Consider the following 20,704-nt stretch of genomic DNA (forward strand, 5'->3'; position numbering starts at 1 on the left):
CGATTAAACCTCATTGAAAAAATCCGGGACGCTTGGCCTCGCCAAACTCCCGGATTAATGAATATTTTTCTATATCAGCCTGTATTGCGTAGACCGGCGGCAATCCCGTTGATGGTCAGCAGCACCTCACGCAGCAGCGAATCGTCGTCATCCCCTTGCTCGCTCAGCGTGCGCAGCTCCGACAGGAGACCCACCTGCATATAGCTGAGAGGATCGACGTAAGGGTTGCGTAGGCGGATCGATTCCTGAATCACAGGCACGTTATCGAGAATTTCCTGCTGGCCGGTAATTTGCAGAATGAGCTCCGACGCTTGACGGTACTCCTCTTGAATCAGATTGAAAATGCGTTCAGCAATGCTCTGATCGTGAATCATGCTGCTGTACTCTTTGGCAATGAGCAGATCTGCCTTGGCCAGCGCCATCTGAAGATTATCGATCAGGGAGCGGAAGAACGACCACTTCTGATACATCTCCTGCATCACTTTCAGATTGTCCGGGTTTTCTTGATAAAAGCTGTTCAAGCCGGAACCCGAAGCGTACCAAGCCGGAAGCAAATACCGGCTCTGTGTCCACGCGAACACCCACGGGATAGCCCTAAGATCCTCGAAACGATCGCTATTCTTGCGTTTGGAAGGACGGGAGCCGATGTTCAGCTCGCCGATCTCCGGCAGCGGCGTCGACTCCTTGAAGAACGTCAAGAAATCCGGATCGCGGAAGATAAGGTCCTGATACTTCTGCTGCGCCTTCTCGGAAATACCGAGCATGATCTTTTCCCAAGCCTGCTCCGCATCGTTCGTTTGCGGGTTCTTCGCCCACAAAGCGCTTGTGATGAGCGCCGATGTCGCTTGCTCCAAACTGCGGTATGCGATGCCTTTCATCGAATAGCGCGAGGAAAGCACCTCACCCTGCTCCGTGATCTTGATGCCTCCGCCAACCGTATCCGCCGGCTGCGCCAGGATACTGCGGTTAAGCGGCATCCCCCCGCGGCCGAGCGCACCGCCGCGGCCATGGAAAAACTTCAGCTTCACCCCGAACGGCTTCGCTGCGGCCGTAATGCTGCGCAGCGCCACACGTAGCTCCCAGTTCGCGGTAATCACGCCGCCGTCCTTATTGCTGTCGGAGTAACCCAGCATGATCTCCTGCAGATGGTTCGTGCTGTTCAAGCTGTTCCGGTAAGCTGGAATCTGGAACAACATCGTCATGATCTCCGGCGCCGCATGCAGGTCATCGATCGTTTCGAACAACGGAACGGACTGCAGCGTGCAGGTGATCGAGCCGTCCGCCTCATGCAGATACAGTCCCGCTTCTTTACCGAAAACAAGCACCTCCAGAAGATCGCTTGCTCCCTGCGTCATACTGATCAAGTAGCTGGATATGCAGTTCCGGCCGAATTCCTGCTGGGCTTTGCCGATAACGCGAAAAACATCCATGCACTCTTGGGTCGATTCGGTATAATGCAAGTACGGAGAAGTAATCGGTCTGGGATCATTCAGAATGCCCGTCAGCAGCTCAATTTTTTGCGTTTCCGTCAATGCGCTGTAATCCGGACAAATGCTCATCTTGGCCAAAATCTCCGTCATGGCCGCTTCGTGCTCCTTGCTGTGCTGCCTTACATCCAGAGCAACAAGGTGAAAGCCGAACAGTTCCACTTGGCGAATGATTTTCTGTACATAAGAATCGGCGATAAAATCGGCATAGTGATTGCGCAAACTGCGTTCCATCACAAGCAGATCTTCCATCAACTCGGATGGATTGTTATATTTTTGCCCTTCCCCGACATTCGGATTGGCGGTATTGCGAATTTTCTGAATCATATACTTCACTTTAATGCGATATGGCTCATTTTCGTTGCGCCACACGACACCTGGAGGAAGGGTAATGCTGTCCCGGTCTTTCTGAATGGAATCCAGCAGCTCGGCCGTCACATCGACGATATTCTTGCTGAAGCTCATACGCCGCATGAGTCCGGTCAGCTGCTCTTCATATTTTTTCAGCACCAGATTCCGGTGCATCGTGAGTGTTTGCCACGTAATCGTGGAAGTTACGGACGGATTGCCGTCACGGTCTCCGCCGATCCAAGAGCCGAACTTCAAGTACGTCGGTACGTGCCAAGACTGGTCCGGATAATATTTATGCAAGCAGCGCTCAAGCTCCTGATACACTTGCGGAAGCACGTCGAACAGCGTTTCGTCAAAATAGTAAAGGCCATTCTTGACTTCGTCGATGACCGTAGGCTTACGGTCACGCAGCTCATCGGTCTGCCAGAGGGTGATGACTTCGCCGAGAAGATTCTCTCGCAGCTGCTCGCGCTCACGGAACGTTAGATTAGGGTTGTCCAGCTCCATGACGTCTTTTGCGATGCGCTGATGAATGTCCAGCACCGCGCGGCGGGTTGCTTCCGTCGGATGCGCGGTCATGACGAGCTCAAGTGAGATGCCTTGGATTATCTCCTGCACTTCGGCGAAGCCGATGCCGAGATTCTTCAGCTCGCGAACCGAATCCTCGATCGATCCGGGCTGAACGCTCTCGCCTGCCGTACGCTCATAATCGCGCTTACGGCGAATCCGGTGGTTCTGCTCCGCAATATTAATTAGTTGGAAGTAAATGGCGAATGCTCGAATCACCTGATAGCGAATCTCCGGCTCCAAGCCATTCATCGTATCCTTTAATTCGGCATACATTTCCGGTGAATATTGAGCACGCAGCGATTTACTCATTTCTCTAATTTTCTCTACAATGGTAAACAGCTCATTTCCGCCTTGATGCACAAGCACCTCACCCAGGATATGCCCTAGAAACCGTACGTCTCTGCGCAGCAAATTGTTGGACGTGTTTTTGTTAATCAAACTGATTGAATCCGACATGAGTATCCTCCATCCTACCAATGCAAGGTAATAGCCACTATTTTAACACATCCTACTGAAACCATGTAGTCCATTTATGCGGTGAAGTGAAAAAATCCCCAGAACCACTCTTATCATTGCCGCATTTGATATGAAGGGTTACAATGAATGGAAGGGAAGGAAACTTATTCTTCCCTAGAAGGGACATGGATATGTTCAAATTAAAAAGAACGAGCATCCGTACAAAAATTGCCCTGGGCTATCTGGCCATTCTTCTTTGTCTCGGATTCTCTACCTTCGTCCTCATGGACCAAATGTACACCCGGCAGACAGAGATTCAACATATGATCAGTCATGATCTGGAAACCAATCATTTATCGAACAGGATTGAAAAGCATGTGCTAGACATGGAGACCGGGTATAGAGGCTATGTCCTGACAGGCAACTCGACTTATCTGGAGCCTTATTACAAAGGAAAGCAGCAATGGCTTCAAGACTACAATAGGCTGCTTCTTTTGATTTCAGATGATACGCCGAGCCAGCAGCAAAATCTCGAAGCGATCAAATCTACAATTGAGGAGTGGATACTGACCTCCGAAGATCCCTCAATCGCGTTAACGGAACAAAGCAGAATCGAGCTCTTGAACCAAATGTATAAAGATGATCCCGGCAAAAAGCATATGGACCTGCTGAGGCAGCAGTTCGAAAGCCTCCGAAGCATAGAACAAGAGCGGACCGCCGCTCGCATATCGGAGCTCGAAAGTAAAATCACCCTGCTGAAAACCGAGCTCTATCTGCTAGTATTGGCGGCTATTCCCATTTCCATTATAATTACCTTCCTCATTTCAAACTCCATCGTGGAGCCGATCCGGCAGGTAGTCGGTACGATCCGAAGCATCGCATCGTCCGAAAACAATTTGACGACCCGCATCAAAGTCCATACCAAGGATGAGATCCGCGATCTGGCCGAGGTGACCAACCTGCTTCTGGACAGTTTTGAGCATCAGAACTGGCTGAAGTCGACCATTGCAGAAACGGCGACGATATACCAAGGCAAAGTTAACGTAACCGAGCTGGCGCAATCTTTCCTTAATAAGCTGGCCGTTCTGCTCAATGCTACACACGGCGTGTTCTATATAAAGTCCGGCTTCGGAGAGCCGAACAAGCTGATAAAAGCGGCCACCTATGCGGAATCGGGGGATTTACCGGCGAAGAATACGATATGGATCGGTGAAGGATTGGTCGGTCAAGCAGCGCAGGAACAGAAAGTGATTTCCGTCCCTGACATTCCTCCCGATTATGTTCAGATTAGCTCGAGTTTCGGGAACGCCCCGCCGCGCAGCTTGCTGATCTTTCCGGTGACCTTCGAAGGTGAGGTAGAGGCCGTCATTGAGCTCGCTTCACTGAAGTCGTTTACCCCGCTTCAGCTAGAGCTGCTGGAACAAATCCGCGATTCCTTCGGTATCGCCGTTCACAGCGTCGCCGGCCGCATGGAGCTGGAACGGCTGTACTGCGAGTCTCAAGCTTTGACCGAGGAGCTGCAGTCGTATTCCACGAAGCTGCGAATCCAGCAGGAAGCCTTAATCGCAACCAACGAGTCGCTGCGACAGTCGGAAGAAAGGCTTCAATGGCAAAAGCACGCTTTAGAGCAGCAGGCTGAGGACCTTTCAGCCATGTCCAAGTATAAATCCGAGTTTCTCGCCAACATGTCTCATGAATTGAGAACCCCGCTGAATAGCATGCTGATTTTGTCTCAATTGCTTGCCGACAATAAAGAGGGGAACCTGACCGACAAACAAAAAGAATTCGCCCAGACGATCTACTCCTCTGGCTGCGACCTCCTCCGCCTGATCGACGAGATTCTTGATTTATCGAAGGTGGAAGCAGGGAAAATGGAGTTGAACCTAGAGCTGTGCAGCCTCGAAAGCCTGACAGACAATTTGGCCCGAAGCTTCGACCCTGTGGCGGATAAGAAAGGCATTCGATTTCATATTCAGTACGGTCAGAACGTGCCGAGTGAGATCTACACCGACGAATACCGACTTCAGCAAATTTTGCGCAACTTTTTGTCTAATGCGTTCAAATTCACCTCGAAAGGCAGTGTATCGCTGCGCATCGAGCGCATGACCCATATATTCCGGAATGACGACGAAGACGTTATTCCTGCTATCGCCTTCTCCGTTATGGATACAGGCATCGGAATTCCCTCAGATAAGCTGGACTTGATTTTTGAAGCTTTCCGACAGGTGGACGGATCCACGGTACGCAAATACGGCGGCACAGGGCTTGGACTGACCATCAGCCGGGAGCTGTCTCGCCTGCTCGGCGGAAGCATTCGCGTCGAAAGCTCAAGTGGTGCAGGCAGCCGCTTCACCCTTTATTTGCCCGAAAACCTTAAATCTCCAATCATTTCACCGAATACAAGTGAGTCGGATTTAGAAGTTGCCGCTTCCTCCGCCGACAACGTGCAAAGCAGCTATCTCGCCGAGGTCTATCATACTCTCGAGGAGACCGAGACCACGGCTGACGGACGGGAAAATGCAGAGCACATGTTCGCAGATAAAAACGTATTATTGGTGGAAGACGACATCCGTAATGTTTTCGCCCTGTCCAGTGTTTTGGAGAAGCTGCGGATGAACGTGATCTATGCCGATAACGGCCGGGATGCGCTGACACAGTTGGAAAGCCTGCCTGAAATCGATCTCATCTTAATGGACATCATGATGCCGGAGATGGGCGGCTTGGAGACCATAAGGCAAATCCGCAGCATACCGGAATACGAGCAGGTGCCCATCATCGCTTTGTCGGCGAAAGTCATGGCGGAAGACAGGCAGCAAAGCCTGGAGGCCGGCGCATCCGACTACATCAGAAAACCGGTCGACTTGTCCAAGCTGCTGTCCATGCTGGCCCGGGTCATGAATTGAATGAAACCGTCATGCCTAACCGGCTGACGGTTTTTTTGCATGTGTTTAAAGGTCAGTTCCACAGGTTAATAGGTTGATAGGTTGATAAACCGCCTTACGGGAGAAGGAGCTGACGCTATGCTTTGGGAATGCTTTTATCACGTTTCTCACAGTAACTGGGCCTATGCCTATGATAACGAAACTGTGCATCTTCGAATCCGTACCAAACGCGACGATGTAGAAGAAATACACGCCGTAACAGGAGACAAGTACGATTGGGATCGTACGTATGCGGAATACCCGATGATGAAGACTGCTTCGGATGCCATGTTCGATTACTGGGAGGCGTATCTCAAACCCGCTTACCGCCGGGTTTCCTACGGATTCCGACTCAGGTCGGGAGAGGAGACAGCCTGGATGGTCGAAACCGGAATTTACGGTGAACCACCCACCCCGCCAGGAGGATACTTCGACTTTCCTTACATCCACGAAATTGATACGCACTCGGCTCCGGACTGGGCGAAATCGGCCGTATTTTATCAAATATTCCCTGACCGCTTCGCAAACGGCAATCCGGACAACGATCCGGAAGGAACCGAGGAGTGGGGAAACCAACCGACAACGGACAACCTATTTGGCGGAGACCTGCAGGGCATCATCGATCATCTCGATTACATAGAAGATTTAGGCGTCAACGCGCTTTATCTTACGCCGGTATTTCGCTCCCCATCCAATCATAAGTACGACACGCTGGATTACAAAAAGGTAGACCCTCAGTTCGGGAATATCGATACCTTAAAAACATTGGTGGAAGCCTGCCACGAACGAGGTATCCGCGTCATGCTGGATGCCGTATTCAACCACTGCAGCGTGGAGTTCCCTCCGTTTCAAGACTTGGTCAAGAACGGCGAGGACTCCATGTACGTCGACTGGTTTCACGTACGCAAGTATCCGCTGGAGGTACAAGACGGCATTCCCACTTATGATACCTTCGGATTTTTCGAGCACATGCCCAAGTTCAACACCGCGAACCCGGAAGTAAGGCAATACTTGCTGGATATAGCCGAGTATTGGATCAAGGAAGTTGATATCGATGGCTGGAGGCTTGATGTAGCTAACGAAATCGACCATCAATTTTGGCGTGACTTCCGCAAGGTCGTCAAAACGGCTAAGCCTGAGGCGTATATCGTTGGCGAGGTGTGGAACGACTCCATGAAATGGCTGCTCGGAGATCAGTTCGATTCGGTGATGAACTATCCCTTCTCCTCCAAAGTGCTGGAGTTTTTCTCCGGGTCTTATATCGACGGACATACCTTCTCAAGCAGCATGGGCCACCTGCTCATGCGTTATCCGCAGCAAACGAACGAAGTCATCTTCAACCTGCTCTGCAGCCATGATACACCCCGCATGCTCACACGCGTCGGTGAAGACAAACGAAGACTCAAGCTTTGCGTCGTTTTTCTGCTGACCTATATGGGGACGCCCTGCATCTTCTACGGCGATGAAATCGGTTTAAGTGGCGGGGATGACCCTGATTGCCGCAAATGCATGGAGTGGGACCCGGAAAGACAGGATAATGAGCTTTATGATTTCTATAAACTGATGATCGCGCTGCGCAAAGAATACGATGTCCTTCGTAAGGGGAGTTTTCGCTTCTTGAAGGCCGATTCCGGCGATTCACGAATCATCTATGAGCGGATCGATGACAGCATGCATTTTACCATATGGATGAATAACACGGAAGAAGAGACGGTACTGAGCCATCCGATGGAAACGAGCGATTGGAAGGATGCACTCTCGGGTCAGGAGGCACTTCCCGAGGACGGCATGATGAACATTAAGCTGGATCCGCTCGGGTATCGCATTTTGTATCGCTCACTCTAAGGCTTCATCGGCAGCAACAGGTATAAAGAAGTGGAGTGGTCCTTGTGCCGCAGAGTCGTTGGTTCCGTATCAGCCTTGGTCTGATCCTGCTGCTGATTATTATCAATTTATTCAACCAAATCAGCTTTCTGTTTGTGCCGATCTACACCATGGCCAAGATGCTGCTGATTCCATTCGCCGCGGCGGGCTTCTTCTACTACCTACTGCGTCCACTAGTTCACCTCTGGGAGCGTCGGGGGATGAAGCGTAAGGAAGCTACGCTGCTGATTTATGTGGTCTTGACCGCTTTTACCGCGCTGCTCATGATCGGCCTAGGTCCCATGCTTCAGAGTCAGTTAAATCTCTTTCTGGAAAATGTGCCTGAGCTTCTGGAGGCGCTGCGCGTACAGTTGGAGCATTTCGAAGAAAATCGTTTTCTTGCCGCATTCTTTCCGTCAGACAGCTTTGATCTCACGGCCAAAGTGTCGGATTGGGTAAACCGCAGCATCACCTTAGCTACGAACTACGTTACCGGTTTAATCAGTCTGGTAACTAGTACGCTACTGATCCTGACGGCGATCCCCGTCATTTTGTATTACTGGCTGACGGAGGGGCATTATGCGAAGCAAGCGCTTCTGGACTGGCTCCCTGAGAGAGTGAATTCCGTCGCGGAAGAGCTGCTGACAGAGATCGATAGTGTGCTGGGTGAATTTACGATCGGCCGTATCGTAGTCTGTCTTGTGGTGGGCGTCATGGTCTATGCCGGATTCCTTCTGATCGGCCTCCCTTATCCGATGCTGCTCGCCCTCTTCGCCATGGTCATGAATCTGATACCTCTCATCGGTCCGATGATCGGTACGATTCCAAGCTTTATTGTCGCATTTACGGAATCCTCTGTCATGGCCGTGTGGGTCATCGTCATCGTTGTAGTGGCCAAGCTGGCCGATAACATATTAGTCTCGCCGCAAGTATTCAGCAACCGGATGGACCTGCACCCGTTAACCGTGCTTCTCCTGCTGATCATATCTGCGGAAGCAGCGGGAATTCTCGGCATGATATTCGTCATTCCGGTATATATGGTTGTCAAAATTATGTGGCTTCGCTTCCGGCCGAGGCTGAGCACTTGATATAACAGGAGGAAAAAGAGATGAATACCAATCCAGTGCAATCGGGTGTTGGCAAGGACAGACGCATGGAAGGACAAGTGGCGCTCGTCACCGGCGGAGGGTCGGGGATCGGTAAAGCTTCCGCTCTGCTTCTTAGCGAGCATGGAGCAAAGGTGTGTATCCTTGGAAGAACTGCGGAAGAGCTCGACGAAACGAAAAAGCAAATCGAAGCACGCGGCGGCGAAGCGATGGCTGTAGTCGCGGATATCTCTGTCCCAAGCGATATGGAGGCAGCTGTAAAGCAAACCGTAAATCACTGGGGCCGTCTCGATGTTGTTTGCGCCAATGCCGGCATCAACGGCGTCATGACCTCGATCGAGGACATGGAAGTTGACGATTGGCAGCAGGTGGTGGACATTAACCTAAGAGGTACCTTCCTCACAGTGAAGTATGCAGTGCCTTACATGAAAACAAGCGGTGGCAGTATCATCATCACCAGCTCCATCAACGGCAATCGGGTATTCTCTAACTTAGGCTTCAGCACCTACAGCACCACCAAGGCCGGCCAAGTCGCCTTCATGAAGATGGCTGCCCTGGAGCTGGCGCAATACCGTATTCGCGTCAATGCCATATGCCCTGGCGCGATTGAAACCAACATTGACGATAGCACGCATAAACGTCCGGCGCTGGAGGAGATTCGCATTCCAGTAGAGTTCCCTGAGGGCGACCAACCGCTTGCTCGCGGCCCAGGGTCCTCGGAGCAGGTGGCGGATCTGGTGCTTTTCCTGGCCGGCAAAGCGTCTTCCCACATTTCAGGCACCGAAATTTACATCGACGGCGCGGAATCGCTGCTTCGGGGATAAACAAAGGGCTGCCCCTCTTCTAAGGGGCGGCCCTTTGAGGCTTTTATGATCAGATGCTTCCTATCTTGGACACGGACGGATTCAATACATAATTCCGCCCTTTGGTAAACTGAGGCAATAAAACCGCATGGGCGTGCAATAATTCTTGGGTCATATCCCAGATTTCATCTAAAGACAGTACGGATGAGGTATGCGGATCCAGCATCACCGCTTGATACACATAATCCACATTCCCTGTGAGCACGGCCTCAACCGTTAACTGCTGAACATTAATATTGGTCATGTTCATGGCTGCCAGCTGCGGCGGAAGGTCGCCCACATAGCAAGGCTGAATTCCGCCCTTATTCACAAGGCAAGGTACTTCCACGCATGAATTTTGCGGCAGGTTGGTAATTAAGCGGGTATTCAGAACGTTCCCCCATATGACACGGTCCGTTCCCGTTTCAATTGAATGAATAATCGGAGCGCCGTATTCATGGCTTTTTTCCGTTTCGAACGATTCGCCGTTCTCGATCTTCCGCTTCGTTTCCTCAAACCGCAGCAGATTCCTCTCGCTGCGGCGAATATACTCGTCAATCGGAATATCAAAATGCTGAATCAAATCGTCTCGTTTATTGAAATAAGGCGTGTATTCAGACATATGCTCACTGGATTCGGTAACAAAAAAGTTCAATCGACGCATCATTTCAAAACGAACCTTGTCTTGCGCGAAAATCTCCACTTTATCCATCGCTTGAAAGAGCCTCGGGTATAAGTCTTCTCCCTTACGCTTTAACTCCAGAAACCAGGCCATATGGTTAATGCCGGCCACTTTATAATCCAGTTCTTCTATCGGAATATTAAGATAGGAAGCCAAATCATCTGCCGTATTCTGTACACTGTGACAAAGTCCGACCGCCTTGACGGAGCTCGCCTTCGCTACGGCCAGCATAAGCATCGCCATCGGGTTCGTGTAGTTTAACAAGAGAGCATCGGGACATACCTCTTCCATGTCACGGCAAAAATCCAGCATAACCGGGGCTGTACGCAATGCTCTGAACACGCCGCCAATACCTAGTGTATCGGCAATGGTCTGCTTCACGCCATATTTTTTAGGGATTTCAAAGTCCTTCAGGGTGGCCTCATGCAGGCCCACCTGAATGAGGTTCAGCACATAATTAGCACCCGTTAAGGCTGCCTTGCGATCGAGCGTTGCTTCCACTCGCGCTTTATTGCCATGCTGCTCCACCAATTTTTTTGCCATTTGCTCAGCGGTCTGCAAGCGGACCGGTTGGATATCGGTTAAACTGAAGGTACTGTCTGAAAGCTCGGGATACGATAAAATATCGGAAATTAATCGTTTCGCAAAAACTACGCTTCCCGCTCCAATAATCGTAATCTTAGCCATGGTTGGTCCCTCCCAATGAATGATGTTATCTCTCTTCTATTTGATTATTCTTTCGTACCTGAGCTGACCATCCCTTGAACAAAATAACGCTGGAACAGCAAGAACACAATCATGATCGGGATGATGGAAAGCAGCGTCAGACACATGGTCATCGTCCAATCAATGTAATGCTCCCCTTTGACCATCGCCAAGCCCAGTTGGACAGTGTACATGCTCTTCTCGGAGACGGCAATCAGCGGCCAAATCAGATCGTTCCATCTCCACATGAAGGTGAAGATGACCAGCACGGCAATCAATGGCTTCACGTTAGGCAGGATGATCCGGTTAAAGATTTTCAACTCACCCGCACCGTCGATTCGCGCCGCTTCAATGAGGGAGTCGGGAATGTTCATGATATACTGCCTTGCTAAGAATAAGCCGAACGCCTCCGCGCCCCGCGGAACAATGAGCCCTGCGTAGGTATTGATCCAATCTAGCTCCTTCAGGATATAGAAGTTAGGTACCATAATGATTTGCGTGGGAATCATCAAGGTACTCAAAACCATCATAAAAAGCACCGTTTTCCCAACAAAGTTATATTTGGCGAAGGCATACCCGGCCAGACAGTTAATGAAGACCGTCATAACGACTGAGAAGACCGCAACAATCATGCTGTTCCCTACGTAGCCCATGAACGGCGCGGCATTCAACGCATCAGAGAAATTGCTCCACATGAGCTTCTCCGGAATAATATGTATCCTGCTTCCGGCCGCTTCCGCCGGAGTTTTTAATGCCGTTGAAAGCATCCAGATAAAAGGAAGCAAAAACAAGGCCGAACCTGCGCAAAGGATCAAAAAAATCATACTGGTTTTCCATGAATTTCGATTCAGCTTAGGGATCGACGGGACCAGGATGGACCTTTTCTTAAGGCCGGTCACTTCATGTGCTTTCATCCTTTCTCCCTCCCTAATCTTAATTGAATCGCCGCCAAGACCATCATGATCAGGAACAAAACCGCACCGAGCGCCGACCCGTATCCCATATCTCCTTCTACGAACGCTTTCTGGAAAATGTATTGGACAATGACGGTCGTAGAATGACCCGGACCTCCGTTCGTCATCGTGTAGATGAGATCAAACACCATAAACCCGTAAATCACAGAAATGACCAATACAAACGTTGTGGTATGTCTTAGCAGTGGTAAGGTCACATGCCAAAACTTTTGCCAACTGCTCGCGCCGTCAATTTCCGCCGCTTCATACAAGGAGTCCGGAATAGCTTGCAGGCCTGCCAAGTAAATAACCAGACAATACCCGATTCGCACCCAAAGCGTCGTAATGATCACAGCGGGCATAGCCCAAGTAGTAGAGGAAAGCCAATTGACGCCTTCAATTCCAACAAATTGAAACAGATGATTAAACAGGCCGTAGTTCGGATTATACATCCATGACCAGATCAAGCCTGTAGCCACCAAGGAAACCACGACAGGAGCAAAAAAGACGCCGCGAAAGAAAGAGCGTAGGGGAATCTTGCGGTTGAGCAAGATAGCCCCGGCCAAGCCTAAAGCCATACTTAAGGGAACGGTGCCTACCGTATAGTAGAGGGTATTCCATAGCGATATCCAGAATACGTTGTCCGTCAATAACTGATAGTAGTTACTCAAGCCTACGAAATTCGGTTTCCCCAGGATCGTCCACTTGTGAAAACTGATATAAAAGGTGAATAAGATCGGAAATATCATAAACACAAGGAACAAAAGGATATTCGGTGCAATAAATAGGTAAGGTGCTATTTTGATCGATCGTTTTTGATACCAACTCATCAGACTAGGCACCGTTAGCCCCCCTACTCATTATTCACTTCATAAACTATTTACCGCTTAAAATATCATTGACCTTATTATTCAGCGTTTGGGCCGTTTGTTCCGGAGACACGCCCTGGGCGAATAAGCCTTCCAGCGAGTCAGCCAGAGCTTGATTAAGCTTGGCAAAGCTGGTTAGGGTTACCGTGTTGGCCATCTCTTTAGGCACTGTCTTGGATTGTTCAATAAACTTATTCATGAGCGCCGGTTCTTTAATACTGTAATTAAACGGTCCTTCAACATCCGTCCGGCCTGGCAGAAACAAGCCCTTTTCAACGAACTTTTTCATATTCTCCTTCTCACCCATGAAGGCCAGGAACTTCTTGGCCGCCTCCGGATGCTTGCTGTTCACCGGGATCGTTAACGCATTGCCGCCCAAGTCGGAAGCCATAGACTTCTTACGCGGCATAAAGGTAACTCCCCACTCATATTCTTTCATTTCCTTCTCCCACCTTGGAATCATCCAGTTTCCGTTGATGAGCAGTCCTGCTTTGCCTGTCGTAAAGAGAAGGTTGTAATCATCGGTTCCCTTCATGCTGTTTCCTTGTGACATGTGATTTTTGAACATCGTCTGCAGGAATTTGAACGTTTCGATCGCTTCGGGTGTGTCTATATTTCCTTTCGTCAAATCATCCGTCACGAGGGAAGCGCCGTTCTGGAAGAAATACGGCAATGTACGATAAGCCGATGAGGCAGACCAGTTGGAAGCAATCCCGTATGCTGCCAGCTTTTCGTCCTGCAATTTCTTGGCAACTTCCATAAGCTGCTCCCAAGTCCAGGCTTCCTCGATTTTGTCCGGCGCTTTGATGCCCAGCTTATCCAGATAAGTTTTGTTATAAAAAACGGCTAACGTATCGGTATGATGGGGCAGGCCGTATATTTTATCTTTGAATGTAACCGCTGTCAAAAGACTTTGATTAAAATTTCCCTTATCCTTGGCAAACGCATCCGTTACATCCAGCAAGGCATCTTGACTGGCAAATTCGCCTATCTTCTGATACTGAACCCGGAACACATCCGGCGCGCTGTTCCCGGCAATTCTCGTTTGGATTTTCGTGTAGTAATCCCCCTGAGTCGGAGACGGAACCTGCTGCGCATTAACCTTGATCTCGGGGTGCTTGGCTTCAAAATCCGCAACCAGATTCTTAAAACCCTCCTCTTCGCCGCCTGCGCTTGCCCAATAAACGAATTCAATCGTTTCTTGACTACCCGAAGCTTGCCCGTCACTTTTCGAATCACCACTGCTCTGCGGTGCGGCTGTTTTCTCAGCCGCGCAACCGGCCATGACTGCCATAGATAGGACCGCTGTTAACCCGCCATAAACCAATTTGCGAAAAGTCGTTTCCATTTGTCCCCTCACCTTTCACCTCATTAGTTATCCCCGAAGACTTAACGCCATTGCGTGCTGCGAGCGAAGCCAACCCTCTCCTTCAAGGAGAATGGAAAACAGTCAAGCCATCACCCCTTTCAAGTAAAGCCAGCTATTTCATCGCAACCCCGCAGCTTTCCCGAACGACCAACTTGGTTGGCAGATAGGTTGCCATCGGGAGCGGCAAAGATCCTTCCATCCGTTGAATAAACAATTTGACCGCAATTCTGCCCAACTCTTCTTTATCCACTTTAACCGTGGTCAACGGAGGATGCATAAATTGAGACATTTCGATATCATCAAAGGAGGAGACGGCCACATCGCCGGGGATCGATAATCCGGCTTCCTGTATGGCCCGATACGCACCCAAAGCCATCTGATCGCTAGCTGTAAACAATGCTGTAGGACGATCCTTGGCCATAAGAATTTGTTTCATCGCCTCGTAGCCGCCGCCAATCGTAAATTGACCATCCGCTATCCATTCTTGATGAAGTGTAATCCCTTGGTTCTCCAAGGCCGTCTTATAGCCTAGAAATCTCCCTTCTTTTACTAAGGAAACACTGGATTGGAAAGAACTCGAACCGATATAGGCAACCTTCTTATGTCCCAAACGGAGCAGATGATTTACACTTTCCCTCGCTCCCTTTTCAAAATCAACGGTGACATAATCGATATCCAATTCAGGTGTGCCCCCGACACTGATGATGTATTGCACTTTCTTTGATAACTGGTCTAAAAGCTCGGTACTGGTTGCAATGCAAATGATGCCATAATCGTTTCCTTGAATTTCATCCATGAAACTCATATTGATGAGGTCCTGCGCATCATAGGTAAAGCCTAAGGTATACCCCAGATCCAGCAATTCACGCTCTAATCCATAAATCAATTCGGAGAAATATGGATCATGGTATTTATCTTTCATCTTGTTAATAATTAATCCGATTTGTTTTTCTGAAATTTTCTTGCGATTTTGCTCTGTTTTTTTCGCCCGCCTGTAGCCCAAATCCTCAGCAACCTTGAGAATACGCAAATGCATCGCGTCCTCAACCCCATGCGGGCCATCATTCAATACCCTTGAAACCGTAGATATAGAAACATTGACTTTCTCGGCGATGTCCCTAAGCGTAACCTTCATCGTTTCCTCCGGCATCATTTTCATATTTTATCAACTGTTTTTTCACTGGTTTAATGGAATTATATTCATTGATCTGAGAAATATTAATCGTTGTCGAGAAAAATTTTCACACTTTCTCAGAAAATCCTGAAAATATTCTCCACATTTATTCTGTAAACCGCTCAAAAAATCGTAAAACACAAAAAAGCTTCTGACACTTAAGTGTCAGAAGCTTTTTTGTGTTACGTAAGCGGGTGATGGGAATCGAACCCACGCTACCAGCTTGGAAGGCTGGAGTTCTACCATTGAACTACACCCGCATCATAAGATGGTCGGGACGACACGATTTGAACATGCGACCCCCTGGTCCCAAACCAGGTGCTCTACCAAGCTGAGCTACGTCCCGTTAGTATATGATAGTAACTTGTCTTAAAATGGCGTGCCCTGAGAGATTCGAACTCCCGGCCTTTTGATTCGTAGTCAAACGCTCTATCCAGCTGAGCTAAGGGCACATATTTATTATGGAGCGGAAGACGGGATTCGAACCCGCGACCCTCGCCTTGGCAAGGCGATGCTCTACCCCTGAGCCACTTCCGCACTGACTGGCGAGATTGTTCATCCCTCAACAGCGACAAGAATTAATATATCAGTTTTTGAAGAGAAATGCAAATCTTTTTTTTAATTATTTATAAAATCTTTTTCAAGGAAGATATCGGAGGACTACCAGATCATTACACTGTACTATGAAGCTGTATAGATCTGATCCAACAGATTCGTTGGAACGACAAACACCCCTTAGACAGACGAGTCCGTCTAAGGGCGTTATCTATACATACAACAATTAATCCATGTGTACCAATACTCTGTTATTTTCAATCGATACGTCATACACCTTTACTCTGTATCGATCAGGGTCGACCAATGCCTTACCCGTCTTCACGTCGAACTCCCATCCGTGCCAAGGGCAAGTCAGGATCTCGCCCTCTCTTCCATAAATGTACTCATGTGGCTTGGATTCCAATGTCGTACCTGTAAACTTACCTTTACACAGTTCGACTTGCTGATGAGGACACACATTACGGATAGCATAATATTCATTACCGTTGTAGTAGACGCCGATGCTTTTTCCCTCAATCGTTGTAATCTTGCAGGCTCCAGCTTCCAACTCTTCTACTCCGACTACATCGTGCTTCGTCATTTCGCTACACCTCCTGCTAGTAAACCTCTTTCTTGCAGCTGATACATCTCAGCAGCGTTCTCGTACGCTACGCGGCGGCGCATCTCTTCAGGCAATTTATTGAGCACAAATAATGGCGTGTCATTATCCCAGTGCGGGTAGTCCGTCGAGAACATAACCGTTTTTTCTGCATGCATCAATTGGAACATTTGTACCAGTTCTTTGTTATCCGGCTCTTCGATCGGTTGGGTCGTCAAGCGGACATGCTTAAGGATATATTCGCTTGGTTTATACTTCAACCATGGCACTTCATTGCGCATTGCTCGGAAGTTTTTGTCCATTCTCCACATCAGATGCGGAAGCCATGCCAAACCGCCCTCGATGAATGCCACCTTTAATGTTGGGAATCTTTCGAAAACGCCTTCACATACGATACTATTCAGCTGCGACATATGATGGATGGCCAGGATGTTGTGCCGTTCAAAGTTAGTCGTCGGATACCCTGCTGCCGTAGTGGAGGGATTGATTCCGTCTCCTTCGCCGCCGCCGTGAATACCAATCACCAGGTTGTTACGTGCTGCTGCTTCATAGATCGGGTAGTAACGGCGCTGTCCGTACGGTTCGCGCGATGCAGAAGTCAGAAGCACCTGAACCACTCTCGGATGTGAACCCAGACGATCGATCTCTTTTGCTGCGAGCAGCGGGTCTTGCGTAGCTACCACGATGGAGCCCAACCAGCGCTCATCGCTCGGAATCCACGTGTCCATCGTATAATCGTTGAATGCGGAAGCCAGCGCTGCAGCATAATCCGGATTGTTGTGGGCAGAGATCGAAAGCAGGTTGCCGGTCAGAATGGCTCTCTCTATATTATAGCGGTCCAGCAAATCGACCTTCGCAAATTCTGGGTCTGAACCCGATGGAAGTCCGTTGCCTGGAGCTGCATCATTGCGTTCCAATGGAATAGGGCGAAACATAAGAAACGGAAGCGTTGCATTGTGGGCCTTCAGTCTATCCCACCATACCCGCGGCATATAAGGCTTTAAATCGTCGTAGCTTTTGACTCCTTGGTGCACATCGCAATCGATAATTCCATGATTAAACTTAGAAGCTTTCTTCGTCGTTGACGCTTCCATACATTCCAACCTCCCATTTTTTTGAGTTTCGTGGTCTTGACCACAATCCTCTCATAAGATCGAACCGAAAATACATGTAAACGGTTCCATTTAACCCCCAATTAACAAAGCAGTCTACAGCTTCCTGTCCGTTCATCTCCTTCAACAGATCTTGCTTCCAACTTAGATGACGTTTACATTTTCACTACCTGTCGAAAAAAAAGTCAACTGATATCTAATATATCTGATATCTAATATATCAGTTGATTACTATATCCAACATTATAGCACAATCAACATAACTGTCAATTCTCATTTTTCCCTATATTTCTTCATTTTCCGGCATATTCCCACCCTTATCGTTCTCACATTCAGGCAGTCTAGATTTTACTGTTCCTGCAAGCGAGCCGTAAAAAATCCGTTCGGATGGGAACGATCCAAAATAATATTTTTATACCAATTTTGGTCTGCTTTTGGATAATCTTCGCGATAATGCCCACCCCGACTTTCTTTTCTTTCAAGCCCGGAAGTAGCCATGATCTTCCCAACATCTAGAAAATTTTTCAACTCCAACGAACGGATACATCATTCGGGTCATTAAATGTTCACTTCATTAAACAGCAAATGCTCCATCTCATTTAACTCTTCTTTAAATGTGAATAACCCCTGCTCGTTCCTAATAATGAGCAAGTGTCGATTCGCCGCCTTTTGCAGACGCTTTCTAAGGTCACGCAACTTCTCAATGACCTGCTCCTTTAAATCCCGTTTGTATCTCAAATTTGCCATAAACTTATCCTCCCTAAAATAGGGATATATAGATTTGACCAATGACTAAAACAAACCTACCGGTTTAGGATAAAATAACCATTAAAAAAGGGGCGAAGAGTCATCATCAGATCAACCTTCACCCCACCAAATTAGTTATTATTGTTTTTTAGCCATTTCATCCGGCGTTCCCCCGGGAGCAGCAAGACACGATAGGTCCCGCTCCGTCTTCTGCTTATTCTCGCTTGATCGTATCTAATCAACATTCCAGGCTGAACGGGAGACCATTACTTTTGCCTTTTCACAACTTCGGCGACCATCTCCAAAACTTCAAGATCTTCTTCAAGCATCTTTTTGAAGTCTTCCCCACTCTGATAGTCAATGAACAAGTTTTGTTTATTCATGAACTCGATAAACTTGGGATCCTTTGCAGCCTTGGCAAGGGCATCTTCCAGGATCGTTATGATTTCGTCTGGTGTTCCGCCTGGTGCGGCAAGACCCCGATAGGCATGGGCGAGCACATCAATTCCTTTTTCCTTCATGGTCGGTACATCCTTAAAATATCCTTCAGCTCGCTTGTCCGCCATAAGCGCCAACGGACGCAAGCCTCCGCTTTCGATGTGATTTTTCACTTCCCCGATTCCATAAATTCCGAATTCAGCTCTTCCACCCAAAACCTCTACGACCGCCTGCCCTGTACCTTGAAAAGGAATAGTCACAAAATCCAAATTTGCAGCTTCGGCAAATGGAATACTGTAATAGCTTGGCGTAGAGGACGAAGCGAAATTCAACTTGCCAGGATTGGCTTTGATATCGGCTACCAAATCATCAAAGGTTTGATATTTCGATTTGGAGGAAACGACAACCATGGCCGGATCTGTATTGATTTTGCCGACAAATTTAAAATCGAATGTTTTAAATGGCGCCATTCCAAGCACAGGAAGCGCAGCAATCTCTCGGTTGGCTGCCGTTAATTTGTACCCGTCAGGCTTGGCATGAAGGCCTTCATTCATGCCAACTGCACCGGAACCTCCGGTTTTATTGACAATCACCACATCCTGCCCAAGCACGGTCTTCATCGATTCAGCAAGGGCTCGCCACATGATATCTGTTCCGCCACCGGCAGCGAAAGGAACAATGATCTCGATCGGCTTCGTCGGATAATTGACTGTTGTTTTTTCTTCTTTCTTGTCATTGGCCTTCGGTTCCGCCGAATTGGAACTCGCCGTTTGATTGGCGCAGCCTGAAGCAAGCAGGGTTGTCAGAAGAAGAGAACCAGTTGCAATAATTGTCGATATTTTTTTCATACCGTGTATCCCCCTATTTGTATAACATCAAATTACGAGCACCTCAGCAAAATTTTCATTACGCTGCCTCCGCTTTCCATTTGCTTGAAACCTTCCTCTAATCGCTCCAGCGGGTAGACTTCAGTAATCAAACGGTCCAACGGTAATTTTCCCAAGGCGGACAACTGTATCGCTTTTTCAAAATCCTCATGCTCATACACCCTAGCTCCAGACATTTGTAACTCCCGCCAGAAAAACCGGTGCAAATCTACTTTTGGCGGCTGTGGAAAAATCCCCACCACTACGATTCGTCCACGGGTACGCGGCAATTGGGTCATCACTTCTGCACCTGCTGCCGAGGAAGTGACTTCGAACACAACGTCTGCCCCCGCCCCTCCCGTTTGCTGATTGACATAATCGACGATGTTAGTCTCTTTCGGATTAATGGTATCCAACCCGAGCTCTCTGGCTAATTCCAGGCGAAACGGATTGATTTCCGATATTAATACTTTAGCTCCCGCTTCTCTGGCTACTAGAGCAATCAGCATCCCAATCGGACCTCCGCCAAGCACAACCGCATATTCTCCGTTCTGCACTTCACCCCTCCGCACATCGTGACATGCCACTGCAAGCGGTTCGATCATCGCCCCGTGCTCCAGCGATAAGCTGTCCGGCAGACGGTGCAAGGTATAAGCTGGAACTGTCCACGAGCTTTGAAAAGCTCCCGGAGTTTCAATCCCGAGAAATCTCAAGTTCTGACAGATATGACTGTGTCCGGCCGAACAGGCTGGACATTGACCGCATGGGCTTAGAGGCATGACCGTAACACGGTCTCCAATGGCATAGTCGGTAACGCCCTCCCCTAACTCTTGAATCACCCCTGACATCTCATGACCCATGGTTTGCGGAAAGCTTACTCTTTTGTCCATATGACCGTGATAAATATGTAAGTCCGTTCCGCAAATACCGGCATGCGAAACCTTAATTTGTACTTCCCCCATACCGGGTGGCACGGGGATGCATTCTCCCATCCGAATCTGTCTGTTTCCTTCATAAAATGTAGCCTTCATCCGAAT

Annotated in this window: 16 protein-coding genes and 4 tRNA genes; 4 read left to right on the plus strand and 16 right to left on the minus strand. The window is 48.7% G+C overall.

The genetic code is table 11. From position 1 onward, the window contains the following. Positions 1-74 precede the first annotated feature (74 nt). Positions 75-2,864, minus strand: a complete 2,790-nt coding sequence (gene ppc / locus JOE45_RS14130) for a phosphoenolpyruvate carboxylase (RefSeq protein WP_210019609.1) — start codon at positions 2,862-2,864, stop codon at positions 75-77. 191 nt (positions 2,865-3,055) lie between these two features. On the opposite strand from ppc, the gene JOE45_RS14135 reads away from it, so the two are divergent. The 4 genes from JOE45_RS14135 (at position 3,056) to JOE45_RS14150 (ending at position 9,578) form a co-directional block, all read left to right on the plus strand. Further along, positions 3,056-5,767 (plus strand): CHASE3 domain-containing protein, encoded by a 2,712-nt coding sequence (locus tag JOE45_RS14135; RefSeq protein ID WP_210019608.1) that lies wholly within the window; start codon positions 3,056-3,058, stop codon positions 5,765-5,767. Positions 5,768-5,884: 117 nt separating this feature from the next. After that, positions 5,885-7,630, plus strand: a complete 1,746-nt coding sequence (locus tag JOE45_RS14140; RefSeq protein ID WP_210019607.1) for an alpha-glycosidase — start codon at positions 5,885-5,887, stop codon at positions 7,628-7,630. Positions 7,631-7,674: 44 nt separating this feature from the next. Next, on the plus strand, positions 7,675-8,736 hold the full coding sequence (locus JOE45_RS14145; RefSeq protein ID WP_210019606.1) for an AI-2E family transporter: 1,062 nt from the start codon (positions 7,675-7,677) through the stop codon (positions 8,734-8,736). 20 nt (positions 8,737-8,756) lie between these two features. Next, a complete protein-coding gene (locus JOE45_RS14150) occupies positions 8,757-9,578 on the plus strand; it encodes an SDR family oxidoreductase (protein ID WP_210019605.1) in 822 nt (273 codons plus the stop codon). A gap of 49 nt (positions 9,579-9,627) precedes the next feature. Here JOE45_RS14150 and melA read toward each other — a convergent pair whose 3' ends face one another. From melA to JOE45_RS14225, 15 genes are all read right to left on the minus strand, one after another. Next, positions 9,628-10,965, minus strand: a complete 1,338-nt coding sequence (melA, locus tag JOE45_RS14155) for an alpha-glucosidase/alpha-galactosidase (RefSeq protein ID WP_210019604.1) — start codon at positions 10,963-10,965, stop codon at positions 9,628-9,630. 44 nt (positions 10,966-11,009) lie between these two features. Beyond that, on the minus strand, positions 11,010-11,897 hold the full coding sequence (locus JOE45_RS14160; RefSeq protein ID WP_210019603.1) for a carbohydrate ABC transporter permease: 888 nt from the start codon (positions 11,895-11,897) through the stop codon (positions 11,010-11,012). After that, on the minus strand, positions 11,894-12,778 hold the full coding sequence (locus JOE45_RS14165; RefSeq protein WP_210019602.1) for a carbohydrate ABC transporter permease: 885 nt from the start codon (positions 12,776-12,778) through the stop codon (positions 11,894-11,896). Before JOE45_RS14165 ends, JOE45_RS14160 begins: the two co-directional genes overlap by 4 nt. Positions 12,779-12,812: 34 nt before the next feature. Then, on the minus strand, positions 12,813-14,153 hold the full coding sequence (locus JOE45_RS14170; protein ID WP_210019601.1) for an ABC transporter substrate-binding protein: 1,341 nt from the start codon (positions 14,151-14,153) through the stop codon (positions 12,813-12,815). 133 nt (positions 14,154-14,286) lie between these two features. Then, positions 14,287-15,309 (minus strand): LacI family DNA-binding transcriptional regulator, encoded by a 1,023-nt coding sequence (locus tag JOE45_RS14175; protein WP_210019600.1) that lies wholly within the window; start codon positions 15,307-15,309, stop codon positions 14,287-14,289. A 228-nt stretch (positions 15,310-15,537) separates the two neighbouring features. Beyond that, positions 15,538-15,608, minus strand: a tRNA-Gly gene (locus JOE45_RS14180). 9 nt (positions 15,609-15,617) lie between these two features. Next, positions 15,618-15,694: transfer RNA gene (locus JOE45_RS14185), tRNA-Pro, on the minus strand. A gap of 29 nt (positions 15,695-15,723) precedes the next feature. Beyond that, a tRNA-Arg gene (locus JOE45_RS14190) sits at positions 15,724-15,800 on the minus strand. A 10-nt stretch (positions 15,801-15,810) separates the two neighbouring features. Then, positions 15,811-15,885, minus strand: a tRNA-Gly gene (locus JOE45_RS14195). A gap of 244 nt (positions 15,886-16,129) precedes the next feature. After that, positions 16,130-16,486, minus strand: a complete 357-nt coding sequence (locus JOE45_RS14200) for a Rieske (2Fe-2S) protein (protein WP_210019585.1) — start codon at positions 16,484-16,486, stop codon at positions 16,130-16,132. Next, positions 16,483-17,598 carry an amidohydrolase family protein gene (locus JOE45_RS14205; RefSeq protein WP_210019599.1) on the minus strand — a complete coding sequence of 372 codons (1,116 nt, stop codon included), beginning with the start codon at positions 17,596-17,598 and terminating at the stop codon, positions 16,483-16,485. The genes JOE45_RS14200 and JOE45_RS14205 overlap by 4 nt, the downstream gene beginning before the upstream one ends. A 366-nt stretch (positions 17,599-17,964) precedes the next feature. Further along, positions 17,965-18,150, minus strand: coding sequence for a hypothetical protein (locus JOE45_RS14210; protein WP_245246974.1), 186 nt, complete (start codon positions 18,148-18,150; stop codon positions 17,965-17,967). A 24-nt stretch (positions 18,151-18,174) separates the two neighbouring features. Continuing rightward, positions 18,175-18,363 (minus strand): hypothetical protein, encoded by a 189-nt coding sequence (locus JOE45_RS14215; RefSeq protein ID WP_210019598.1) that lies wholly within the window; start codon positions 18,361-18,363, stop codon positions 18,175-18,177. Positions 18,364-18,629: 266 nt separating this feature from the next. Further along, positions 18,630-19,649 (minus strand): tripartite tricarboxylate transporter substrate binding protein, encoded by a 1,020-nt coding sequence (locus tag JOE45_RS14220; protein WP_210019597.1) that lies wholly within the window; start codon positions 19,647-19,649, stop codon positions 18,630-18,632. A gap of 32 nt (positions 19,650-19,681) precedes the next feature. Next, on the minus strand, positions 19,682-20,698 hold the full coding sequence (locus JOE45_RS14225) for a zinc-dependent alcohol dehydrogenase (protein WP_210019596.1): 1,017 nt from the start codon (positions 20,696-20,698) through the stop codon (positions 19,682-19,684). Between the last annotated feature and the right edge of the window lie 6 nt (positions 20,699-20,704).

Origin of the sequence: Paenibacillus sp. PvR098, from assembly GCF_017833255.1 — a bacterium.
Classification (GTDB): domain Bacteria; phylum Bacillota; class Bacilli; order Paenibacillales; family NBRC-103111; genus Paenibacillus_G.

What these genes read in the sequence shown, in the direction of transcription:
- ppc (WP_210019609.1), bottom strand. Translation starts at nt 2,864, where the DNA reads ATGTCGGATTCAATCAGTTTGATTAACAAAAACACGTCCAACAATTTG.
- JOE45_RS14135 (WP_210019608.1), top strand. Translation starts at nt 3,056, where the DNA reads ATGTTCAAATTAAAAAGAACGAGCATCCGTACAAAAATTGCCCTGGGC.
- JOE45_RS14140 (WP_210019607.1), top strand. Translation starts at nt 5,885, where the DNA reads ATGCTTTGGGAATGCTTTTATCACGTTTCTCACAGTAACTGGGCCTAT.
- JOE45_RS14150 (WP_210019605.1), top strand. Translation starts at nt 8,757, where the DNA reads ATGAATACCAATCCAGTGCAATCGGGTGTTGGCAAGGACAGACGCATG.
- melA (WP_210019604.1), bottom strand. Translation starts at nt 10,965, where the DNA reads ATGGCTAAGATTACGATTATTGGAGCGGGAAGCGTAGTTTTTGCGAAA.
- JOE45_RS14160 (WP_210019603.1), bottom strand. Translation starts at nt 11,897, where the DNA reads ATGAAAGCACATGAAGTGACCGGCCTTAAGAAAAGGTCCATCCTGGTC.
- JOE45_RS14170 (WP_210019601.1), bottom strand. Translation starts at nt 14,153, where the DNA reads ATGGAAACGACTTTTCGCAAATTGGTTTATGGCGGGTTAACAGCGGTC.
- JOE45_RS14175 (WP_210019600.1), bottom strand. Translation starts at nt 15,309, where the DNA reads ATGAAGGTTACGCTTAGGGACATCGCCGAGAAAGTCAATGTTTCTATA.
- JOE45_RS14200 (WP_210019585.1), bottom strand. Translation starts at nt 16,486, where the DNA reads ATGACGAAGCACGATGTAGTCGGAGTAGAAGAGTTGGAAGCTGGAGCC.
- JOE45_RS14205 (WP_210019599.1), bottom strand. Translation starts at nt 17,598, where the DNA reads ATGGAAGCGTCAACGACGAAGAAAGCTTCTAAGTTTAATCATGGAATT.
- JOE45_RS14215 (WP_210019598.1), bottom strand. Translation starts at nt 18,363, where the DNA reads ATGGCAAATTTGAGATACAAACGGGATTTAAAGGAGCAGGTCATTGAG.
- JOE45_RS14220 (WP_210019597.1), bottom strand. Translation starts at nt 19,649, where the DNA reads ATGAAAAAAATATCGACAATTATTGCAACTGGTTCTCTTCTTCTGACA.
- JOE45_RS14225 (WP_210019596.1), bottom strand. Translation starts at nt 20,698, where the DNA reads ATGAAGGCTACATTTTATGAAGGAAACAGACAGATTCGGATGGGAGAA.